At 59.1% G+C, this 20,730-nt stretch carries 20 protein-coding genes and 3 pseudogenes; 15 read left to right on the top strand and 8 right to left on the bottom strand.

All coding sequences use genetic code 11. The annotated features are described in order from the left end of the window. Positions 1-193 precede the first annotated feature (193 nt). Positions 194-856: a YceH family protein gene (locus tag AO277_RS27445; RefSeq protein ID WP_004665032.1), complete on the top strand. Its 663-nt coding sequence runs from the start codon at positions 194-196 to the stop codon at positions 854-856. 39 nt (positions 857-895) lie between these two features. On the opposite strand, the gene AO277_RS27440 is transcribed toward AO277_RS27445, so the two are convergent. Then, complete coding sequence (locus AO277_RS27440) at positions 896-1,711, bottom strand: shikimate 5-dehydrogenase (RefSeq protein ID WP_044319289.1); 816 nt, start codon at positions 1,709-1,711, stop codon at positions 896-898. 210 nt (positions 1,712-1,921) lie between these two features. Between AO277_RS27440 and AO277_RS27435 the strand changes: the two genes are divergently transcribed. Both AO277_RS27435 and AO277_RS27430 read left to right on the top strand, forming a co-directional pair. Next, on the top strand, positions 1,922-2,278 hold the full coding sequence (locus AO277_RS27435) for a hypothetical protein (RefSeq protein WP_044319290.1): 357 nt from the start codon (positions 1,922-1,924) through the stop codon (positions 2,276-2,278). Positions 2,279-2,450: 172 nt separating this feature from the next. Further along, a complete protein-coding gene (locus AO277_RS27430) occupies positions 2,451-2,633 on the top strand; it encodes a hypothetical protein (protein ID WP_005733406.1) in 183 nt (60 codons plus the stop codon). Between the two features lie 96 nt (positions 2,634-2,729). Here the strand turns inward: AO277_RS27430 and AO277_RS27425 are convergent, their stop codons facing one another. Beyond that, positions 2,730-3,290: a hypothetical protein gene (locus AO277_RS27425; protein ID WP_005757910.1), complete on the bottom strand. Its 561-nt coding sequence runs from the start codon at positions 3,288-3,290 to the stop codon at positions 2,730-2,732. A gap of 267 nt (positions 3,291-3,557) precedes the next feature. On the opposite strand from AO277_RS27425, the gene pbpG reads away from it, so the two are divergent. Then, positions 3,558-4,493, top strand: coding sequence for a D-alanyl-D-alanine endopeptidase (gene pbpG, locus AO277_RS27420; protein ID WP_002553614.1), 936 nt, complete (start codon positions 3,558-3,560; stop codon positions 4,491-4,493). 71 nt (positions 4,494-4,564) lie between these two features. Here the strand turns inward: pbpG and AO277_RS27415 are convergent. From AO277_RS27415 to AO277_RS27400, 4 genes and pseudogenes are all read right to left on the bottom strand, one after another. Beyond that, positions 4,565-5,985, bottom strand: a pseudogene (locus AO277_RS27415) (NAD-dependent succinate-semialdehyde dehydrogenase). Positions 5,986-6,028: 43 nt separating this feature from the next. After that, complete coding sequence (locus AO277_RS27410) at positions 6,029-6,424, bottom strand: low affinity iron permease family protein (RefSeq protein ID WP_044319291.1); 396 nt, start codon at positions 6,422-6,424, stop codon at positions 6,029-6,031. Between the two features lie 232 nt (positions 6,425-6,656). Continuing rightward, complete coding sequence (locus tag AO277_RS27405; RefSeq protein WP_044319292.1) at positions 6,657-7,517, bottom strand: glucose 1-dehydrogenase; 861 nt, start codon at positions 7,515-7,517, stop codon at positions 6,657-6,659. A 105-nt stretch (positions 7,518-7,622) separates the two neighbouring features. Then, a complete protein-coding gene (locus tag AO277_RS27400) occupies positions 7,623-8,762 on the bottom strand; it encodes a glutathione-independent formaldehyde dehydrogenase (protein ID WP_044319293.1) in 1,140 nt (379 codons plus the stop codon). A 271-nt stretch (positions 8,763-9,033) separates the two neighbouring features. Here AO277_RS27400 and AO277_RS27395 point away from each other — a divergent pair, with 271 nt between their 5' ends. The 6 genes from AO277_RS27395 (at position 9,034) to AO277_RS27370 (ending at position 14,004) form a co-directional block, all read left to right on the top strand. Beyond that, a complete protein-coding gene (locus tag AO277_RS27395) occupies positions 9,034-9,624 on the top strand; it encodes an amino acid synthesis family protein (RefSeq protein ID WP_002553609.1) in 591 nt (196 codons plus the stop codon). Between the two features lie 48 nt (positions 9,625-9,672). Next, positions 9,673-10,521 carry an alpha/beta fold hydrolase gene (locus AO277_RS27390; RefSeq protein WP_005733397.1) on the top strand — a complete coding sequence of 283 codons (849 nt, stop codon included), beginning with the start codon at positions 9,673-9,675 and terminating at the stop codon, positions 10,519-10,521. Then, positions 10,518-11,999 carry an aldehyde dehydrogenase gene (locus AO277_RS27385; protein WP_005757901.1) on the top strand — a complete coding sequence of 494 codons (1,482 nt, stop codon included), beginning with the start codon at positions 10,518-10,520 and terminating at the stop codon, positions 11,997-11,999. The genes AO277_RS27390 and AO277_RS27385 overlap by 4 nt, the downstream gene beginning before the upstream one ends. 13 nt (positions 12,000-12,012) lie before the next feature. Continuing rightward, complete coding sequence (locus AO277_RS27380; protein WP_002553606.1) at positions 12,013-12,498, top strand: flavin reductase family protein; 486 nt, start codon at positions 12,013-12,015, stop codon at positions 12,496-12,498. Between the two features lie 188 nt (positions 12,499-12,686). Beyond that, positions 12,687-13,439 carry a GntR family transcriptional regulator gene (locus tag AO277_RS27375; protein WP_044319294.1) on the top strand — a complete coding sequence of 251 codons (753 nt, stop codon included), beginning with the start codon at positions 12,687-12,689 and terminating at the stop codon, positions 13,437-13,439. 1 nt (position 13,440) lies between these two features. Beyond that, positions 13,441-14,004, top strand: coding sequence for an NUDIX hydrolase (locus AO277_RS27370; RefSeq protein ID WP_044319295.1), 564 nt, complete (start codon positions 13,441-13,443; stop codon positions 14,002-14,004). Positions 14,005-14,055: 51 nt separating this feature from the next. Here the strand turns inward: AO277_RS27370 and AO277_RS27365 are convergent, their stop codons facing one another. Next, positions 14,056-14,346, bottom strand: coding sequence for a DUF1330 domain-containing protein (locus AO277_RS27365; RefSeq protein WP_044319296.1), 291 nt, complete (start codon positions 14,344-14,346; stop codon positions 14,056-14,058). 94 nt (positions 14,347-14,440) lie between these two features. Between AO277_RS27365 and ribBA the strand changes: the two genes are divergently transcribed. From ribBA to AO277_RS27340, 5 genes and pseudogenes are all read left to right on the top strand, one after another. After that, complete coding sequence (gene ribBA, locus AO277_RS27360; RefSeq protein ID WP_044319299.1) at positions 14,441-15,550, top strand: bifunctional 3,4-dihydroxy-2-butanone-4-phosphate synthase/GTP cyclohydrolase II; 1,110 nt, start codon at positions 14,441-14,443, stop codon at positions 15,548-15,550. A gap of 290 nt (positions 15,551-15,840) precedes the next feature. Next, entirely contained in the window at positions 15,841-16,866 is a 1,026-nt protein-coding gene (locus AO277_RS27355) for an ABC transporter substrate-binding protein (RefSeq protein WP_044319297.1), read from the top strand. Next, positions 16,851-17,808 (top strand): annotated as a pseudogene (locus tag AO277_RS27350) (ABC transporter permease). The gene AO277_RS27355 and the pseudogene AO277_RS27350 overlap by 16 nt, the downstream one beginning before the upstream one ends. A 6-nt stretch (positions 17,809-17,814) precedes the next feature. After that, entirely contained in the window at positions 17,815-18,630 is an 816-nt protein-coding gene (locus AO277_RS27345) for an ABC transporter permease (RefSeq protein WP_004658146.1), read from the top strand. Beyond that, positions 18,627-19,770 (top strand): annotated as a pseudogene (locus AO277_RS27340) (ABC transporter ATP-binding protein). The gene AO277_RS27345 and the pseudogene AO277_RS27340 overlap by 4 nt, the downstream one beginning before the upstream one ends. Positions 19,771-19,786: 16 nt before the next feature. Here AO277_RS27340 and AO277_RS27335 read toward each other — a convergent pair. Next, complete coding sequence (locus tag AO277_RS27335; RefSeq protein WP_044319298.1) at positions 19,787-20,668, bottom strand: LysR substrate-binding domain-containing protein; 882 nt, start codon at positions 20,666-20,668, stop codon at positions 19,787-19,789. Positions 20,669-20,730 lie beyond the last annotated feature (62 nt).

The following is a 20,730-nucleotide window of genomic DNA, read 5'->3' as shown; positions in this document are numbered from 1 at the left end:
CCGAGCTGGTAAAACAAGGGCCTGCCTGACGGCAGGCCCTAACCAGCCCGAACACAAAAAAACTGATACTCCCGACCCACGACGGCAAACACCGTGACACTTTTCAGCGACCCTGCAGATCAGTGCAACAGACACTGGCAATAATGTGCGCCACGCCCTACGCTGATCCACCGCCATCACTCAGGGAAGCGTCATGTCCATTGAATCCTCCTCCTCCGAATCCTCCCCGAATGCCGACGCCCTGCACCTCAACAGCTCTGAAGTGCGTGTTCTGGGCTGCCTGATCGAGAAACAGGCGACCAACCCGGAAACCTACCCGCTGACCCTTAATGCACTGGTACTTGCCTGCAACCAGAAGACCAGTCGCGATCCGGTCATGAGCCTGACTCCGGGCCAGGTCGGGCAGAGCCTGCGCGCTCTTGAGGGTCGAGGCCTGACGCGTCTGGTGATGGGCAGTCGCGCTGATCGCTGGGAGCACCGGGTCGACAAGGCCGTTGAGCTGGTCCCCGCGCAGGTGATACTGACCGGCCTGTTGCTGCTGCGCGGCCCGCAAACCGTCAGCGAACTGCTCACGCGCAGTCACCGCATGCACGATTTCGAGGACAGCGAGCAACTCATCCATCAACTGGAACGGCTCATCGCCAGAGGCCTGGCGATGCTCGTACCCCGCCAGTCCGGTCAACGGGAAGATCGTTACATGCACCTGCTAGGCGACCCGGATGATCTGCAAGAGCTGCTTGCAGCCCGTCAACACGCGCCTGAGCGTAATGCGGCAAACCCGGCTGCCAGCCAGCGTTTTGATGAGCTGGAAGCGCGCGTCGCGGCCCTTGAAGAGCGCCTTGCCAGACTGGAGTAATGCCCGTCGCCCACGTCCGACTCTGTGCGCAGGCCACCACTATCCGGCTCTGGCGAACGCCGCAGCCTGTTGATACTGCTCATCGGTCGGGCGAATGCCGGTATACAGCACAAACTGCTCCAATGCCTGGATCGCCGCGACTTCATCGCCGCTCACGACGCGCTTGCCCTGGCGGCGGGCAGCCTGGATCAGCGGCGTTTCGGCCGGGGTGGCCACCACATCGAAGATCGTCTCGGCCGCATCGATGGCCTGCAAGTCAAACGATAACTCGTCAGCCTGGGCACCTTGCATGCCCAGCGGCGTGACGTTGACCAGTAAAGGTGGTCGCACGCTTCCCAGCTCCGCCTGCCAGCGAAAGCCACACGCCTCGGCCAGGCGTCGACCGGCCTGCTCGTTGCGGGCCACGATCAGGCCATCGGTGAAACCCGCATCGCGCAACGCGAACGCAACCGCCTTGGCCATGCCCCCGCTGCCGCGCAGGGCAAATGCGCTACGAGGGACGGCGTGGCTCTCCATGAGCTGCGCAACCGCGATGTAATCCGTGTTGAACGCCTTCAAATGCCCGTCGGTGTTGACGATGGTATTGATCGACTGGATGGCGGCGGCGGAAGCATCAAGTTCGTCGACCAGTTCAATGCAGGCTTCCTTGAACGGCATCGAAACCGCACTGCCACGTATCCCCAGCGACCGAATGCCCGCCACGGCATCGGCAAGATCATTGGGCGAGAAGGTCTTGTAATAGAAGTTAAGGCCCAACTGCTGATAAAGATGATTGTGGAAACGCACGCCAAAGTTGCCGGGACGGGCGGCCATGGACATGCACAACAATGTGTCTCTGTTTGCAGTAATGGGCATACGGGTTTACTCCAGACGGTAATGGCTTGAATATTCGATAAAAGCGTATGCTACGCACCAGTGAACGCGAGGACACGCGCCGCACACCTTACATAAAATTTACTCAGCACTTTCGCAGATTCTTACAATTTCGATGTCATAGTGTTATCCCGTGGCAGTGCTTGAGAGTGATGCAGGCGCGCGACAACGGGTTGAGAGCGAGGAACAATCATGATTCGTCAAATCCCCAAGATCGCCTTGTTTGTAGGTGCCCTGGCCCTTGCTGGCCAGGCGAATGCTGACCGTGGCTGGGGTGGCCCTGCCGTGGTAGGTGCTATCGTAGGCGCTGCCGTTGTCGGGGCGGCGGTATCTTCAAGTCGCGATAGAACCGTGTACGTAGAGCGCGAGCCGGTTTATGTGCAACAACAGCCGGTCTACTACGCACCACCACCGGTCTATTATCAGCCGGCCCCGGTCTACCAGGTTGTCGAGCGCTACCCACCGCCTCTACCGCCAGGCTACTACCATCGCTACGGGCCACCCCCAGGCCCGGGCTATTACTACGGCCCGCCACGCGGCCGCTGGTAACCGAACAAAAAACCCGCCTCTTCAGGCGGGTTTTTCATTGGTGTGCTCACACTATCGCCTGCCGATGCAATGTGCCCGACCCTCGTTGCTATCAATGACCACTATTGAGACTGTCGATTTCTACCTTTCCCGATCGGCCACTACAGTAGCGGCATGGATTGAGGAGGCAGTTATGACCAAGGTACACATCATGTCCGTCGTCGGCAGTGCAGTTCCAGCGCCGCTCAGAGAGCGAGGTCTGCTGGCCTGCTGGTACCTGATTCAGGATGGCGAGCCGGTCAGCGGCCCTCTGGCGTCTTTGCCTGTCGCCGAAGAGTTGTCCCGGCGAATGCAGTGCCAGCCCCTCAACAGCTGACTTTTTCTGCGAACCTCGTGCGTTGCTCCGCACATCCCCTTGCCCGCCTCTTTGAAGGCGGGCTTTTTTTGAGCCAGGGAAAGCAGACGATCCGCCTCAGCCGCGCTCGGCCATAGCGGCATTGACCTGACAACGATGCGCCAGCTTCTGCAGGCGCTTTTCCAGTGCCATGAACACCACACGATCGGTCCGACCACTGTCGAGTTCATCGATCAGGTCATTGGCAACCTGACGCAACTCGTGAGCCAGCACCACGCGATCATCGTTCAGGTCCTGTTTGTGAGACTCGAACAAACGATGCAGGTAATCCTGCAATGTGTATTTCAAGCTGTGCCGGTCAGTGGCGCGTAGGTGCGTCAGGTTGAGACTGATACGGCCCTGCAATTCGCTTAGCTCGCCACACAGATACTGCATGCGCCGTGCGTAGCCAACTTCGCGGTCACGTACCTGCTTGCGCGCCTGCTCCGCTTCCTGCTTGCGCTGAATGGCGGGTACAGCCACGGCAACCATCAAACCGACGATCAGGCCAATGGCCTGCATCCAGCCTGCCCAGTCACTGGGGCGTGATGTAAAGCCGACACCCAGCAGCAGGATGACAACCAGCGAAGCGATGATCACCAATACTGCGTAATCCTTGCTGACAAACCCCTTGAGCATTGCATGACTCCTTGAATCGGTGACCTGAATGGCATGGAATGCTAATCGGTGCAGGCCTTTCACACCACGACTATTCAATTGTGGTTCGGTTTTAAACAGGTTTGAGAGCAAAAAGCCACTTAACCGCAACTTAACGAAATCCCGTTTCCTGCATTTGTTAATGAAACGCCCTACGACACCCATCGACATACCGCAAAGTCTGCTCATAAAATGCAGCGTTTTGACGCGATCCCTTCCATTACCACCTTTATCGAGTGAGCCTTGCTCTTGAAAATTCGTCTGTCTCTTCTGGGCCTATTATTTGTACTTACCGGCCCGGCGCTTTCCACTACCACGCTGGCAAACGAATCCGCTGTTCTGAATCGTGATCCTTCCAATCTGCACCTTGCTTCAGGCAGCGCAATGGTCATCGACCTGCAAACCGACAAGGTTCTGTACTCCAGTAACCCGGACGTGATTGTACCGATTGCCTCGGTCACCAAACTGATGACCGCGATGGTAGTCCTTGATGCCAAACAATCGATGGACGAAGTCATACCGGTCAATATCTCCCAGACCCCGGAAATGAAAGGTGTTTTCTCCCGGGTCAAACTCGGCAGTGAAATGAACCGCCGCGACATGTTACTGATCACCCTGATGTCGTCGGAAAACCGCGCTGCGGCGAGCCTGGCGCACAGCTATCCCGGTGGTTATCCCGCGTTCATTCTGGCGATGAATGCCAAGGCCAAGGCACTGGGCATGAAACATACCGCCTATGTCGAACCTACCGGCCTGTCGGTTTACAACGTATCCACCGCACGCGACCTCACCAAGCTGGTGATGGCGGCACGCAAATACCCGATGCTCAGTGAACTGAGCACCACCGAGCAAAAGACGGTGACGTTCCGCAAACCGACCTACACCCTGGGTTTCAGCAACACCGACCACCTGGTGCGCAAGGACAACTGGGATATCAAACTGACCAAAACCGGCTTTACCAATCAGGCCGGCCACTGCCTTGTGCTGCTGACCAGCATGGCCAATCGTCCGGTTTCCGTGGTTATTCTCGATGCTTTCGGCAAGTACACCCACTTCGCTGACGCCAGCCGTATACGCAAGTGGATGGAAACCGGCCAGAGCGGCCCGGCACCTGAAGTTGCCCTGCAGTACAAGAAAGAAAAGAATCTGGTCATGAGACAGACCGGTATTCAAGCCAAAGACTGACGGGTACGTGCAACAAAAAAACGGTCGCGATGCTTGCACATCGCGACCGTTTTTATTTACCCGTTGGTCACTCAGTTGTACTGAGTGACCAACTTGGTGTTCAGGTAAGCCTCAATGGCCTCGGTGCCGCCTTCGGAACCGTAACCGGAATCCTTGATCCCGCCGAACGGGACTTCCGGCAAGCCGATACCCTGATGGTTGATCGACAGCATGCCCGCCTCAATGTAAGTACTCAGCGCCTGAGCGGTCTTCATCGAGGTCGTGAACGCGTAGGACGCCAACCCGAACGGCACTCGGTTGGATTCGGCAATAGCCTCTTCAACCGTGTCGAACGGCACCAGCAGCGCAACCGGCCCGAAAGGTTCTTCGTTCATGATGCGCATTTGCGGTGTCAGGCCACTCAATACGGTTGGCTCGAAGAAATAGCCCGGCCCCTCGACAGCCTTGCCTCCGGCAGACAGGGTTGCACCGCCACGCACAGCGTCTTCGATCAGATCGACCAGCGCAGGAATACGTCGCTCGTTGGCTACCGGCCCCATCGTGGTGCCCGCCTCCAGACCGTTGCCGACCTTGATCTCGCGGGTCAGGCCCACAAACCTCTCGGTGAACGCATCCAGCACCTTGCGTTGCACCAGAATCCGCGTCGGCGATACGCAGACCTGTCCGGCGTTGCGGAACTTCGCGGTGGCCAGCACGCGCGCAGCGAGGTCGATATCAGCGTCATCGAACACCAGCGCCGGCGCATGACCACCCAGCTCCATGGTTGCCCGCTTCATATGTTTCCCGGCGAGTGCAGCCAGTTGCTTGCCGACCGGTGTCGAACCGGTAAACGTGACCTTGCGAATCACCGGATGCGGGATCAGGTAGCCAGAGATTTCAGCCGGATCGCCGTAGACCAGACCAATCACGCCTGCCGGAACACCGGCATCGGCAAACGCCCGAATCAGCTCGGCAGGCGACGCCGGAGTTTCTTCCGGAGCCTTGACGATGATCGAGCACCCGGCTGCCAGTGCAGACGACAACTTGCGCACCACCTGATTGATCGGAAAATTCCACGGCGTGAACGCCGCAACAGGACCGACCGGCTCCTTGACGACCTTCTGCTCAATGGCCACGCTACGCGAAGGCACGATACGGCCATAGCTGCGACGCCCTTCCTCGGCCAGCCAGTCGATGACATCAGCGGCAGAAAGGGTTTCCATCCGCGCCTCGGCCAAGGGCTTGCCCTGCTCCTGGGTCATGATCCGGGCAATGTTGTCGGCACGCTCGCGAATCAGGTTCGCGGCTTTCTGCATCAGCTTGTAGCGATCATAGGCCGAGGTCGCACGCCAGGTGGCAAAGCCACGCTCGGCCGCCGCCAGGGCTTCGTCAAACCGGCATGTGCCACACTGCCCAGCGACTGGCCGGTTGCAGGGTCTATGACCGGAATGGAACGGCCATCGCGGCTCGCGCGCCATTGGCCATCGATATAAAGCTGTACGTCTGGATACATGAAAATCTCCATAGGTAATTGAAAAAACGGCGTTACTGAGCGATCAGACTCGCTGCTCGGCACCAGCCATTGGCAAAGGGGGCTCGATGTCGTGCTCGCCGCCCATGGCTTCGTATTTCTTGCGCAGGGCCCTGAGGTCCTTCTGCGTGAGGCCGTCGAGGTTCAGCAACGAGTTCTGCGCATCCTTTGTCACGCGCAACAGCTCGTCGACTTTCAGGTGCAGGACGTCGTTGTCACGGTTCTGCGTATTCTGGATCAAGAACACCATAAGGAAGGTAATGATGGTAGTCGACGTATTGATGATCAACTGCCAGGTATCGTTGTAGTGAAACCACGGACCGGTGAATACCCAGAGACAAATAAGCACGACGGCTGAAGCAAAAGTGGCCGGGCTGCCGGCCCATTTCGAAAGGGATTGGGAAAATCTGGAGAACTTCATTAACAACTGCCTGAACACGGAATGTCTTACATGGACACCGCTAACGCATTGAAATTTCTTGCAACAGTTGGATCCGTTCAGCTTACTGACAGGCTTCAATGCCTATTCAAACCCGGAAAGGTGTGTATCCGCAGTGACACCGGACCATTCATCGCGCCTGAAATATCACGCCTGATGCGGGAGAAACGGCACCCGCCGGGCACCGCTTCAACCGCACAAACGTTCTATGAATTCACAGGATCGGCTTGCCGCCCGTCACTGCATAGCGCGAGCCGGAAATGTAACTGGCTTCGTCCGAGGCCAGCAAAACGTAGATGGGCGAAACTTCCACCGGCTGACCTGGACGGCCCAGCGGGGTCTCGCTGCCGAAGCTTTTGACGTCTTCGTCGGTAATGGTCGCCGGGATGAGTGGCGTCCAGATCGGGCCGGGGGCCACGCTGTTCACGCGGATACCTTTGTCGCCCAGCAACTGCGCCAGGCCACCGGTGAAATTGGCAATCGCGCCTTTGGTGGTCGCATACGCCAGCAGCGTCGGTTTGGGCATGTCCGAATTGACCGAACTGGTGTTGATGATCGAGCCACCCCGCGGCATATGCGGGACCGCGGCCTTGCAGATACGAAACATCGCAGTGATGTTGATATCGAAGGTCTTGACCCACTCTTCGTCGGAGATTTCTTCCAGCGTCTCGTGATTCATCTGGAACGCGGCGTTGTTGACCAGCACATCGATACGGCCAAATTCAGCCACCGTCTTGCTCACGATGTCTTCGCACTGTTGCTTCTGGGCCAGATCACCCGGCAACAGCAGACACTTCCCGCCGGCCTCTTCGACCCAGCGCTTGGTTTCTTCCGCGTCTTCATGCTCGTTCAGGTACGAGATTGCAACCTGCGCGCCTTCTCGTGCAAAGGCTATGGCGACAGCGCGACCGATGCCGCTATCGGCACCGGTGATCAATGCAATCTTGCCCTGCAGGCGCCCGGAGCCCTTGTAGCTTTTTTCGCCGCAATCCGGATAAGGGTCCATCTTACCCTGCAACCCTGGAACCTCTTGCGGCTGACTGGCAAACGGTGGCTTTGGGTATTCTTCGTTCATCTGAATAAATCTCCCTGGCTCAATAAAAACTGACTGAAAAAATAGCGCTGCCCCTTGTCGCCGGGCACGGCCAAAGACGACAAGGGGGTTGATCAGTTGCAGCGATCAGGCACTCGGCTTGAGAACCACTTTGGTCCAACCTTCATCGCGCGCGTCGAAATGCTGATAGGCCGCAGGACCTTCCTCAAGTTTCAGACGATGGGAAATGATCTGCGAAGGCTTGGCCCGATCATGGTGGATCAGCTCGGCCAGGCGACGGTTGTAGGCTTTGACGTTGGCCTGTCCGGTGCGAATCTGCTGGCCTTTGAACCAGAACGAGCCGAAATCGAAGGCCATTTTGCCTTCCTTCGCCAGATCGTTATGCGCGCCCGGGTCCTGTGGCACGAAAACACCCACGACACCGATACCGCCAGTGGCCTTGGTCGAGGCCACGAGGTTGTTCATGGTGACGTGATTGGCCTCATGCCCATGACGGTCGCAACACTGATAACCCAAGCACTCGCAACCGCGATCGGTGCCTTTGCCATTGGTCAGATTGAGAATCTGATCCACCGCACCCTGCTCCAGCGAATTGATCGGCGTCGCGCCCATTTTCGCTGCAAGTGCCAGACGATCCGGGTGGTTGTCGACCACGAATACTTGCGAAGCACCCTTGATCATTGCCGAGTGCGCAGCCATCAGACCGACCGGACCGGCGCCATAGATAGCAACGCTTTCGCCAGGCAGCAGCCCGGCTAGCTCGGTGGCATGCCAACCGGTAGGAAAGATGTCCGAGAGCATGACGTAGTCTTCTTCACGCTCGGCAGCATCTTCAGGCAACAGCAGGCAGTTGAAGTCGGCGTACGGCACGCGCAATAGCTCGGCCTGGCCACCTTCATGATCGCCCATGTCGGCAAAGCCGTAAGCCGCACCCGCGCTGCCCGGGTTGGCGGTCAGGCAATAACCGGTCAGGCCCTTCTCACAGTTTTCGCAGAAGCCGCAGCCAATATTGAACGGCAGGCACACCCAGTCGCCCACTTTGATGCGGTCGACGCCGGCGCCGACTTCGATCACCTGGCCGAGGTTCTCATGACCGAAAATGCGCCCGGTCTCGAAAGACGTGCGGCCTTCGTACATGTGCAGGTCCGAGCCACAGATGTTGGTGGAGGTCACTCGGACAAGAGCATCTGTTGGCTTCTGGATCTTCGCATCCGGTACGTTTTTGACACTGACGTCACGCGGACCGCCATAGACGATGGCTTTCATGTTCTGAGTCTCCTTAGGTGAAAAATTCGGTAGAGCTTTTTAAGGCTCACCGAATATCTGTCACGACCAGAAGACGCCTGTTCAAAGTGATTGCCTTCATACCTGACGAGTGGTCATTGATGAGCGCGAGCCAGAGCGGTTAGTGCGTATTGATCCGGGAATATGAGATGAGTCACGGCCCCTGAATTCACCGCAAAGAAAGCATTTGCACGCCTAATCTTATGGTATACCATCATACGAAATACAAAAGCACTCACTCCGGGATTCGTTCATGGGTTTTGAAATTCGCAAGATCGTCACGTACACCGAAGAAACCTTTATCGAGGGCGGCAAGGCCGCCGACAAGCCGGTCACCATGATCGGGCTGGCGGCCGTGATCAAGAACCCTTGGCTGGGCCGTGGTTTCGTCGAAGACCTGAAACCGGAGATTCGCGCCAACTGCTCCGCACTGGGCGAGTTGATGGTCAAGCGCCTCACCGATGCGATTGGCGGCGCGCAGAACATCGAGGCCTACGGCAAGGCTGCAGTGGTCGGGGCGGAAGGCGAAATCGAACACGCTTCGGCCGTGATCCATACCCTGCGCTTTGGCAATCATTACCGTGAAGCCGTCAAGGCCAAGAGCTACCTGAGCTTCACCAACAAACGCGGTGGCCCAGGCACGTCCATCCAGATTCCGATGATGCACAAGGATGATGAAGGCCTGCGCTCGCACTACATCACGCTGGAGATGCACATCGAAGATTCGCCCCGTGCCGACGAAATCATCGTAGTCCTCGGTGCCGCCAACGGCGGACGCCTGCACCCGCGGATCGGCAATCGTTATATCGACCTGGAAGAACTGGCCGCCGAAAAGGCTCAGTAATCCATAAAAGCTGCGATCAATCTTCCAACCTCTGCGCAGGAGCGATCCATGATTCAGCTCACCGCTGAACACACCCCGGCGGGTACCAGCTATCTGGCTACCGGCCAAGGTCACCCCGTGGTGTTGATTCACGGGGTGGGCCTGAACAAGGAAATGTGGGGCGGCCAGATCGTTGGCCTGGCCACGAATTATCAGGTAATCGCTTATGACATGCTCGGCCATGGTGCCAGCCCGCGTCCGGACCCGGACACTGGCCTTCCGGGCTATGCCGAGCAACTTCGTGAGTTGCTGGAGCATTTGCAACTGCCCCAGGCGACGGTCGTCGGCTTCTCGATGGGCGGGCTGGTGGCTAGGGCATTCGCGCTGGAGTTTCCGCAGCTTCTCGCCGGGTTGGTGATTCTCAACAGCGTGTTCAACCGCAGCCCTGAACAGCGTGCAGGCGTCATTGCGCGCACCAGCCAGGCCGCCGAGCACGGGCCGGACGCCAACGCAGGCGAAGCTTTGTCACGCTGGTTCAGCCGTGAGTATCAGGCGGCCAACCCGGCGCAGATTGCGGCCATCCGGCAGAATCTGGCCAGTAACGATCCGCAAGGCTACCTGACTACCTACAAGCTGTTTGCTACCCAGGATATGTACCGCGCCGAAGATCTGGGCGATATTCGCGCACCGACCCTGATTGCCACTGGCGAACTTGACCCTGGATCAACGCCGGAAATGGCCCGTGAGCTGGCCATGCGCATCAGCGGTGCCGAAGTCGCGATACTGCCCGATCAACGCCATATGATGCCGGTTGAGTCGCCGCGCCTGGTCAACCAGGTGTTACTCGACTTCTTTGAAAAAACCGGTCTCGACAAATTGGCGACTGCCCACAACTCGATCAAGGGGATAGTTGCATGAGCCTTACCCGCTTTCAGATGTGCATCGACGGCCAATGGGTCGATGCGTTGTCCGGCAAGACTTTCGACAGTCTCAACCCGGCGCTGGCTGAACCGTGGGCGCAACTGCCCGACGCCGACGAAGCAGATGTCGAACGTGCTGTGCAGTCCGCGCAGAAAGCTTTCGAGGGCCCAGCGTGGCGAGGCCTTACTGCCACGGCACGCGGCAAGCTGCTGCGCAAACTGGGCGACCTGATCGCCGAAAACAAAGAGAATCTGGCGCAGCTGGAAAGCCGCGACAATGGCAAGCTGATTCGCGAAACCCGTGGTCAGGTCAGTTACCTGCCGGAGTTCTTTCATTACACAGCCGGGCTGGCTGACAAGCTCGAGGGCGGCACCCTGCCCCTCGACAAGCCGGACCTGTTCGCCTACACCGTGCATGAACCGATGGGCGTGGTCGCCGGAATCATTCCGTGGAACAGCCCGTTGTACCTGACCGCCATCAAGCTGGCCCCGGCGCTGGCGGCTGGCAATACCATCGTCCTAAAGCCATCGGAACACGCCTCGGCCACCGTGCTTGAGCTGGCGCGGCTGGCGCTTGAAGCGGGTATCCCGCCCGGCGTGGTCAACGTCATCACCGGTTACGGCCCGACAACAGGCGCTGCACTGACCCGCCACCCGCTGGTGCGCAAGATTGCCTTTACCGGTGGCGCGGCCACGGCGCGCCACGTGGTGCGCAGCAGCGCCGAGAATTTCGCCAAACTGTCATTGGAACTCGGCGGAAAATCACCGAATATCATTTTCGCCGACGCCGATCTGGACAGTGCCATCAATGGTGCGGTCGCAGGCATCTATGCAGCGTCCGGGCAAAGCTGTGTTTCCGGCTCGCGACTGCTGGTGCAGGACGAAATCTACGATGAGTTCATTGAACGCCTGGCCGAGCGCGCCAGTCGTATCCGGATCGGCAATCCGCAGGATGAAACTACCGAAATGGGTCCGATGGCCACAGCCCAGCAACTGGCCGTGGTAGAAGGCCTGGTGGCGGACGCGCTGGCCGAAGGTGCACGCCTGCGTCTGGGCGGCAAGCGCCCGAGGCTGGACAGCAAAGGCTGGTTCTATGAACCTACGCTGTTCGAATGCGACCGCAACTCGATGAAAATCATGCAGGAAGAAGTGTTCGGCCCGGTGGCATCGGTGATTCGTTTCAAGGACGAAGCGGAGGCGCTGGCCATTGCCAACGACTCACAGTTCGGCCTGGCTGCCGGAATCTGGACCCGTGACCTGGGCCGTGCGCATCGCCTGGCGCGGGATATTCGCTCGGGTATCATCTGGGTCAACACCTATCGTGCCGTGTCGGCCATGGCGCCTATCGGCGGTTTCAAAAACAGCGGCTACGGCCGCGAGAGCGGGATAGACTCCGTACTGGCCTACACCGAACTGAAAACGGTGTGGATCAACCTTTCGCAGGCGCCCATGCCTGATCCATTTGTCATGCGTTAACGAGGCCGCTGCGATGATCGAACCGAGTATCTACAAAGAAGTCATGGCGTCATTCCCTTCAGGCGTCACGATTGTCACCACGCTGGACCCCGAGGGCAATCTGGTCGGTATCACCGCCAGTGCGTTCAGTGCGCTGTCCATCGACCCGGCGCTGGTGCTGTTCTGCCCCAACTACGCATCGGACACTTACCCGGTGCTGCGCGACAGCAAAAAATTCGCCATTCACTTGCTGTCTGCCGACCAGCAGGTCGAAGCCTATGCGTTCGCCAGCAAGGGCAAGGACAAGACCAAAGGCATCGAGTGGCACTTGAGCGAGCTGGGCAACCCGCTGCTGGGCAAGGCAACCGCTATCATTGAATGCGAGCTGTGGCGCGAATACGACGGTGGCGATCATGCAATCATTGTCGGCGCAGTGAAAAACCTGATCCTGCCCGCTGTACCAGTCACACCAATGGTTTATCACCGCGGCAAGATGGGCGCACTGCCAGCCATCGTCTGAGGCTGCGCCGGGCGGTTTTGGTGGTTGCAGGCATCGGCGTGATAAACTCGGCCGCGACCCGGGTTCATCCGTCCGGGCCATGCAGCAGCCCGCGTGGTTCGTGGGCTGCCGACATGAGCGAGACTTTGTTTCCAGCCACGGTTTCCAGTCACGTTTTTACTTTGACAGCCCCATTCCGAGCACACCCGATGAAACGCCTGCCACTCGATGACACCTTCAAGGTCAACCGCAACCCCGTCACCCTTCGGGAGATTGTGCTGGACAAGCTGCGCAGCGCGATCATGAATTTTCAGCTGCTGCCGGGCGATCGTCTGGTCGAGCGTGATCTGTGTGACCGTCTGGGCGTCAGCCGCACCTCGGTGCGCGAGGCGCTGCGCCATCTGGAATCCGAAGGCCTGGTCGAGTTCGCCGATGCCAAGGGCCCGCGCGTTGCCATTATCACCCTGGCAGACGCGTGCGATATCTACGAGCTGCGGTGCGTACTGGAGGGCCTGATTGTTCAGCTGTTCACCCTGCGCGCCAAGCCCAAGTACATTCGCGCCCTGGAAAAAGCCCTGGAGGAAAATCGCCAGGCGCTCAAGGAAGGCGAGCTGCAGCAAGTGATCGATTCGGTTCAGGGTTTCTATGACGTGCTACTGGAAGGCTCCGGTAATCACATCGCCGCAACGCAGCTGCGTCAGTTGCAGGCGCGCATCAGCTATTTGCGCGCCACCTCGGTCTCCCAGGAAAACCGCCGCGGTGCGAGCAACAAGGAAATGGAACTGATGGTCGAGGCCATCAAGAGCGGCGACCCCATGGCCGCGCATCAGGCCTCGGTCGATCACGTGCGCAACGCCGCACGCGTGGCACTGGAATATTTGAAATCCAAGCAGGACGAAGACACCAAAGTCCGCGAAATCATCGCGCCCGTGGCACTCAAAGAACCCCGCATAGGGCGCTGACATGGTCACACCGCGCTTCTGCCCTCAATGCGGATGCGCTGACCTGGCTCAGCGCGTCCCCGAGGGCGATACCCACACGCGGTTGATTTGCGGCGGCTGCCAGTACATTCATTACGTCAACCCGAAGATCATTGCCGGCTGCATCATCGAGCAGGAAGGCAAATATCTGCTGTGCCAACGCGCCATCCCGCCGCGGCCCGGCACCTGGACACTGCCTGCCGGGTTCATGGAAAGCGGCGAAACCACCGAGCAGGCGGCGCTGCGTGAGGTCTGGGAAGAAACCGGGGTGCGCGCCGAAATCGTCTCGCCCTATTCCATCTTCAGCGTGCCGCGGATCAGCGAAGTCTACATCGTGTTCCGTGCCATCGCCCTGGAAGTCACCGGCCAGTTCGGCCCGGAAACCCTGGACTACCAATTCTTCGCCCCTGAAGACATCCCGTGGGACAGCATCTATTACCCCGCCATCCGCCAGATACTGGAACGCTATATCGAAGAGCGTCAGGCGGGGGTGTATGGCATCTACATCGGCAACGACGACACCGGCAAGGTGCATTTTATTCGTTAAGTGCAGCTCCAGGCGAAGCAGTCCGGGCCGCACCTGGATTTTGCCTGCTGCTCAAAGCTGCCCCTCGACTATCACGATTTCGGCCTTGGCTGCGCCCTGTCGATGGCTCATGGCGTTCTGGTATTGCGGCGAGTGATAGCAGGCAACTGCCTGCTCGTACGACTCGAATTCGATAATCACCGTGCGTTGTGGCGTCGCACGCCCTTCCAGCGCTTCGGAACGCCCGCCCCTCGCCAGAAATTTGCCACCAAACAACACGAACGCTGCCGGGGCACGCTGGGTGTATTCAGTGTACTGCTGAGAGTCAGTTACATCGACGTGTGCAATCCAATAAGCCTTCATCGTGATCTCACTGTTTCAATGATGGGGAATCTGTGAAATATGCTGTCTTATGGTATACCACGATTCGTTTACCCATAAAACCGGGATACTGAACATGGCATTCGACCGCATCGAAGACATTATTGAAGACTACCGCCTGGGCAAGATGGTTTTGCTGGTTGATGACGAAGACCGGGAAAACGAAGGCGATCTGCTGCTTGCCGCTGATTGCTGTTCAGCACAGGCAATCAGCTTCATGGCTCGCGAAGCACGCGGGCTGATCTGCCTGACGCTGACCGATGAGCACTGCCAGCGTCTTGGCCTGGAGCAAATGGTGCCGAGCAACGGCAGTGTCTTCGCCACCGCGTTCACGGTGTCCATCGAAGCGACAACGGGCGTGACCACCGGCATCAGCGCGGCAGATCGTGCGCGTACCGTTCAGGCCGCCGTCAACCCGCACGCAGTACCGGAAGACCTGGTGCAGCCGGGTCATATTTTCCCGTTACGCGCGCGTGACGGCGGTGTTCTGACCCGCGCCGGGCACACTGAAGCGGGCTGCGATCTGGCACGTATGGCTGGTTTTCCCCCCGCCTCGGTGATTGTCGAGGTCATGAATGACGACGGCACAATGGCGCGTCGCCCTGATCTGGAGCTGTTCGCCGAAAAACACGGAATCCGTATCGGTACCATCGCCGACCTGATCCATTACCGGCTTAGCACCGAGCACACCATCGTCAGGATCGGCGAGCGCGACCTGCCCACGGTACACGGCACCTTCCGCCTGTTCAGCTACGAAGACCGCATCGAAGGTGGCGTACACATGGCCATGGTGATGGGTGATATCCGCCGCGACGACCCTACTCTGGTGCGCGTGCATGTGGTCGACCCGTTGCGCGACCTGGTCGGCGCCGAATACACCGGCCCGTCGAACTGGACGCTCTGGGCCGCGCTGCAACGGGTGGCGCAAGAAGGTCGCGGCGTGGTCGTGGTGCTGGCCAATCACGAGTCCTCACAGGCGTTGCTGGAGCGAATTCCGCAACTTACCCAGCCGCCGCGCCAATACACTCGCTCGCAATCGCGTATCTATTCCGAGGTCGGTACTGGCGCTCAGATCTTGCAGGATCTGGGTGTCGGCAAACTGCGCCACCTCGGCCCGCCACTGAAATACGCAGGTTTGACCGGCTACGATCTGGAAGTGATTGAAAATATTCCGTTTCCCGGCTGACCGGCAAAAGTACCACGGGCACGCCCCACGGCCTCCGCTCGGCAACCGCATGGGTTTACCGCAAAAACACTCGATGAAGGCATTTTGACAGGGCAAAACGCTTGCAGAAAGTTTGGAATACCATAATATGACATTCCATAAAAACACGATTTAGTCAGGCGCGCCCGCCAAGGGACAGCACTAATAACAGCTCCTGACCTGTACCAGGTTTCAAGGCCCATTGGACCTACTGCTCCCGATTACGCGGGCAAGAAAAGCCCGCTCAAAACACAACAAATGAGGGCGTGAAAATGGTGTTGAACAAACGTGCAGCAGCAGTTCTGGCGGCCGGCGTGCTGGCTCTCTCGAGTATCGCCGCGAGCGCCGCCGAGAGCGTCAACTTCGTGAGCTGGGGCGGTTCCACCCAAGACTTCCAGAAAGAAGCCTGGGCAGCTCCGTTCAGCAAGGCCAGCGGGATCACGGTCGTACAGGACGGTCCCACTGACTACGGCAAACTCAAGGCCATGGTCGAAAGCGGTAACGTGCAGTGGGACGTTGTCGATGTCGAAGCCGACTTTGCCCTGCGTGCCGCCAGCGAAGGCCTGCTGGAGCCTCTGGACTTCAACACCATCAAACGCGACGAGATCGACAAGCGCTTTGTCACCGACCACGGTGCCGGTTCGTTTTTCTTCTCCTTCGTGCTTGGCTACAACGAAAGCAAAGTGGGTGCCAAACCACCCGTCGACTGGGCCGCCATGTTCGACACCAAAACCTACCCCGGCAAACGCTCGCTGTATAAATGGCCAAGCCCAGGCGTGCTTGAACTGGCCCTGCTGGCCGACGGCGTAGCCCCCGACAAGCTCTACCCGCTGGACCTCGACCGCGCCTTCAAGAAACTCGACATCATCAAGAAGGACATCGTCTGGTGGGGCGGCGGCGCACAGTCTAAACAACTGCTGGCCTCTGGCGAAGTGGCGATGGGCCAAATGTGGAACGGCCGGGTCTATGCGCTGCAACAGGACGGCGCACCGGTGGGTGTGAGCTGGAAACAAAACCTGGTCATGGCTGATTTTCTGGTCGTGCCAAAAGGCGCAAAAAACAAGGATGCCGCGATGAAATTCATCGCCAACGCAACCAGCGCCAAAGGCCAGGCAGACTTCTCCAACCTCAGTGCCTATGCCCCGGTAAACACTCAGAGCGTTGCGCGCCTGGACTCAACACTGGCACCTAACCTGCCGACCGCCCATGTTGCCGATCAAATCACTCTCGACTTCGCATACTGGGCCAAGAATGGCGCGGACATTGCGACACGGTGGAACGAATGGCTGGTCAAGTAAAAATGACAGCGGTCGCTCCTCGTCAACCCATCCCGGCCGGTGGTGCTCCGCGCACCGCCGGCGCGGCACACGACAAGGCGACGAGCATGCAGCGATCCCCTTCCCTCGCTCAGCACTGGCGTGGCAGCCGCAATCTGCTTCCGGCGCTGATCTTTCTCGGACTGTTTTTCTTCGCCCCGCTGATCGGCCTGCTGCTGCGCGGTGTGCTTGAGCCGGTGCCGGGCCTTGGCAACTACGAACAACTGTTCGCCAACTCGGCTTACTCGCGGGTGCTGCTCAATACCTTTTCCGTCGCCGGTCTGGTGACCTTGTTCAGCCTGCTGCTGGGCTTCCCGCTGGCCTGGGTCATCACCCTGGTACCGCGTGGCTGGGGACGCTGGATTCTGAACATTGTGCTGTTGTCGATGTGGACCAGCCTGCTGGCGCGCACCTACTCCTGGCTGGTGCTGTTGCAGGCGTCCGGGGTGGTCAACAAGGCGCTGATGGCGATGGGCATTATCGATCAGCCGCTGGAGATGGTGCACAACCTGACCGGTGTGGTGATCGGCATGAGCTACATCATGATTCCGTTCATCGTCCTGCCGCTGCAGGCGACCATGCAAGCCATCGATCCCATGGTGTTGCAGGCCGGCTCGATCTGCGGTGCCAGCCCATGGACCAACTTCTTCAGGGTATTCCTGCCGCTGTGCCGTCCGGGACTGTTTTCCGGGGGGGCTGATGGTGTTTGTCATGTCGCTCGGTTACTACGTTACCCCGGCGCTGCTGGGTGGCGCGCAGAACATGATGCTGCCCGAATTCATCGTCCAGCAGGTGCAGTCGTTCCTCAACTGGGGGCTGGCCAGTGCCGCCGCTGCGTTGCTGGTGCTGATTACGCTGGTGCTGTTCTACTTCTACCTGAAGCTCCAGCCGGAATCGCCGGTCGGTGCCAGTAACGCGAGGTAAACCGCCATGCTCCTGACACCCAATGCCATGAGCCCCGGCCTGCGTACGGGTCTGTACCTGACCACTGGCCTGATCGCGCTGTTTCTGTTGCTGCCGATCCTGTTCATCGTCCTGCTGTCATTCGGTTCATCACAGTGGCTGGTATTTCCGCCACCCGGCTGGACACTGAAGTGGTATCAGCAGTTTTTCTCCAACCCGGACTGGATGGCCGCCGCCATGTCCAGCCTCAAGGTCGCGATTCTGACCACCATTGCCTCGGTGGCGCTGGGCCTGCCCACCGCTTTCGCGCTGGTGCGCGGCCGTTTCCCCGGGCGCGATTTTCTGTACGGCGTCTTCACCTTGCCGATGATTGTGCCGCTGGTGATTATCGCTGTTGCCGTGTACGCCCTGTTTCTCAAACTCGGTTACACCGGCACATTGTTTTCCTTCGTCGTCAGCCATGTGATCGTCGCCTTGCCGTTCACCATCATCTCGATCATCAACTCGCTGAAACTGTTCGATCAGTCCATTGAAGATGCCGCGGTAATCTGTGGCGCGTCACGCCTGCAGGCGATCTACAAAGTGACCTTTCCCGGCATCCGTCCGGGCATGATGGCTGGCGCGCTGTTCGCGTTTCTGGTCTCGTGGGACGAAGTGGTGCTGAGCGTGATGATGGCCAGCCCGACCCTGCAAACCCTTCCCGTAAAAATGTGGACCACCCTGCGTCAGGACCTGACGCCGGTCATCGCTGTTGCCTCAACGCTGCTGATCGCCCTGTCGGTGCTGATCATGTTCATCGCCGCAACCCTGCGTCGCCGCAACGAAGCCAGGAGTACTTCATGAGTGCCGTGATCAAAGACCCCGCCCATCAGGATCAGAAAACGCTGGTCAGCCTGTGCAACCTGAACAAGCACTACGGCGATTTCGCCGCTGTCGACAACATTTCCCTGGATATTCAGGACGGCGAATTCCTGACCTTTCTCGGTTCCAGTGGCTCGGGTAAAAGCACCACTCTGTCAATCCTCGCCGGTTTCGAGACGCCCAGCTCGGGCGAGATTCTGGTCAGCGGCAAATCGCTGGTCAATGTGCCACCGCACAAGCGCGACATCGGCATGGTGTTTCAACGCTACTCGCTGTTTCCGCACCTGTCGGTACGCGACAACATTGCTTTTCCGCTGGCGATCCGCAAGTTGCCTGCGGCTGAGCGCGAGAAGAAAGTCGATGCGATGCTCAAACTCGTCCAGCTGGAAGAGTTTGCTCACCGCCGCCCTTCACAACTGTCCGGTGGCCAGCAGCAACGAGTTGCCATTGCCAGAGCGCTGGTCTATGAGCCACGCATCCTGCTGATGGACGAGCCGCTGGGCGCACTGGACAAGAAGCTGCGTGAAGACCTGCAGGACGAACTGCGTCAGTTGCATCGTCGGCTGGGCATCACCATCGTCTATGTGACCCACGATCAGGAAGAAGCCATGCGCCTGTCCCAGCGCATCGCGATTTTCAGCCACGGCAAAATCGTCGGTCTGGGTTCGGGTTATGACCTGTATCAGGACCCGCCAAATGCCTTCGTTGCGTCGTTTCTCGGCAACTCGAACTTCCTCAGGCTCAAGGCACAGGGCAACGCCGTGGCAACGTTTGAAGGCCTTGCGCTGGCGATTCGCCCGACCCCGGGCCTGAAGACCGATCAGGACGTTCTGCTGATGGTTCGCCCGGAGAAAGCCCAGGCGCTGAGCGTTGAACAAGCTGCTGGCACACCACTTGAAGCAGGCTGGAACGAAGTGAGTGCCAGTGCTTTTTCTCGGCGAGAGCCAGACCTGCTCGGTGGTCACCACAGGCGGTACTGCCATGACTGTCAAAGCGCTTTCAGCGACCGGCATGCTGCTCGGGGCTGGCGACCCGGTGCGGGTACGCTGGGCCGCTGCCGACGCGTGTATCTACACTGAATGGACGGACAGCGACCTGAACAAGGCAGCGGGAGCGCACTGACGCCGGTCTGCACGGGTCAGCGGTTTGCCGGTGAGGGATGCAAGGCGAGGTAGTGACGCAGAAACTCCACCGTGACGCGGACCTTGGCCGAACTCATCAGCGGCGAGGTATGCACCGCCCAGATGTCTGCATCCTGACGGTATTCCGGCAGCATCTGAACCAGCCGACCCTCGGCCAGGTCAGTGCGCACATCCCAGAGCGAACGCAGCAACACACCGCGCCCGTCCAGGCACCACTGGCGGGCGATTTCGCCGTGGTTGGTGGACAGGCTGCCGGTTACCTTGACGGTTTCAGCGCCTTGCGGCCCATTGAGATGCCATATGCCGAACGGACGGTCGCGCTCCTTGATCACCAGGCAATCGTGGTTGGCCAGCTCACCGATACTCAGTGGCACCCCATGATCTTTCAGGTAAGCGGGGCTCGCGCACAACACGCGCCAGTTGCTGGCCAGGTGTCTTGCACGCAGGTGCGGGGCAATTTCGTTGCCGACGCGGATGTCCAGGTCGACGCCCTCCTCGATCAGGTCGACCAGCCGGTCCTGAATATCCAGACGTATATTCAGCTTCGGATAAAGCGCCGCCAGCTCCGACAAGGCAGGCGCTACGAAACGGCGACCGAAGCCCTGGCTGCTGACCACTCGCAGCAAGCCACTGGGCTCGCCGTGCAGCGCGGCAACTTCGTCGCCCATCTGCTGCACCGACTCCAGAATGCCTTTAGCCCACTCATAGACTCGCTCGCCGTCTTCGGTAATCGACACTTGCCGCGTTGAGCGGTGCAACAACACCACGCTCATATTCTGCTCCAGCAGTTTGACCCGCTTGCTGACATAAGCAGCGGACATGCCCAGCTCATTGGCAGCACCCACGAAGCTTGAGCGTCGAGCAACGTGGATGAACACTGAACCGCCCCGGGTTTCTCGGAGACCCTTTTGTTTGAGTCATGCCACCTGGGCAGACTCGG

This window comes from Pseudomonas amygdali (genome assembly GCF_002699855.1).
In the GTDB taxonomy this organism is placed as follows: Bacteria; Pseudomonadota; Gammaproteobacteria; order Pseudomonadales; family Pseudomonadaceae; genus Aquipseudomonas; species Aquipseudomonas amygdali.
The sequence above is the reverse complement of the archived record's forward strand: the minus strand, read 5'-3'. Positions and strand labels throughout refer to the sequence as shown.

Bases quoted from the DNA above. Each gene is read 5' to 3' on its own strand.
- AO277_RS27445 (WP_004665032.1), top strand. From the start codon at position 194: ATGTCCATTGAATCCTCCTCCTCCGAATCCTCCCCGAATGCCGACGCC.
- AO277_RS27440 (WP_044319289.1), bottom strand. From the start codon at position 1,711: ATGCCCATTACTGCAAACAGAGACACATTGTTGTGCATGTCCATGGCC.
- AO277_RS27435 (WP_044319290.1), top strand. From the start codon at position 1,922: ATGATTCGTCAAATCCCCAAGATCGCCTTGTTTGTAGGTGCCCTGGCC.
- AO277_RS27430 (WP_005733406.1), top strand. From the start codon at position 2,451: ATGACCAAGGTACACATCATGTCCGTCGTCGGCAGTGCAGTTCCAGCG.
- AO277_RS27425 (WP_005757910.1), bottom strand. From the start codon at position 3,290: ATGCTCAAGGGGTTTGTCAGCAAGGATTACGCAGTATTGGTGATCATC.
- AO277_RS27410 (WP_044319291.1), bottom strand. From the start codon at position 6,424: ATGAAGTTCTCCAGATTTTCCCAATCCCTTTCGAAATGGGCCGGCAGC.
- AO277_RS27405 (WP_044319292.1), bottom strand. From the start codon at position 7,517: ATGAACGAAGAATACCCAAAGCCACCGTTTGCCAGTCAGCCGCAAGAG.
- AO277_RS27400 (WP_044319293.1), bottom strand. From the start codon at position 8,762: ATGAAAGCCATCGTCTATGGCGGTCCGCGTGACGTCAGTGTCAAAAAC.
- AO277_RS27395 (WP_002553609.1), top strand. From the start codon at position 9,034: ATGGGTTTTGAAATTCGCAAGATCGTCACGTACACCGAAGAAACCTTT.
- AO277_RS27390 (WP_005733397.1), top strand. From the start codon at position 9,673: ATGATTCAGCTCACCGCTGAACACACCCCGGCGGGTACCAGCTATCTG.
- AO277_RS27385 (WP_005757901.1), top strand. From the start codon at position 10,518: ATGAGCCTTACCCGCTTTCAGATGTGCATCGACGGCCAATGGGTCGAT.
- AO277_RS27380 (WP_002553606.1), top strand. From the start codon at position 12,013: ATGATCGAACCGAGTATCTACAAAGAAGTCATGGCGTCATTCCCTTCA.
- AO277_RS27375 (WP_044319294.1), top strand. From the start codon at position 12,687: ATGAAACGCCTGCCACTCGATGACACCTTCAAGGTCAACCGCAACCCC.
- AO277_RS27370 (WP_044319295.1), top strand. From the start codon at position 13,441: ATGGTCACACCGCGCTTCTGCCCTCAATGCGGATGCGCTGACCTGGCT.
- AO277_RS27365 (WP_044319296.1), bottom strand. From the start codon at position 14,346: ATGAAGGCTTATTGGATTGCACACGTCGATGTAACTGACTCTCAGCAG.
- ribBA (WP_044319299.1), top strand. From the start codon at position 14,441: ATGGCATTCGACCGCATCGAAGACATTATTGAAGACTACCGCCTGGGC.
- AO277_RS27355 (WP_044319297.1), top strand. From the start codon at position 15,841: ATGGTGTTGAACAAACGTGCAGCAGCAGTTCTGGCGGCCGGCGTGCTG.
- AO277_RS27345 (WP_004658146.1), top strand. From the start codon at position 17,815: ATGCTCCTGACACCCAATGCCATGAGCCCCGGCCTGCGTACGGGTCTG.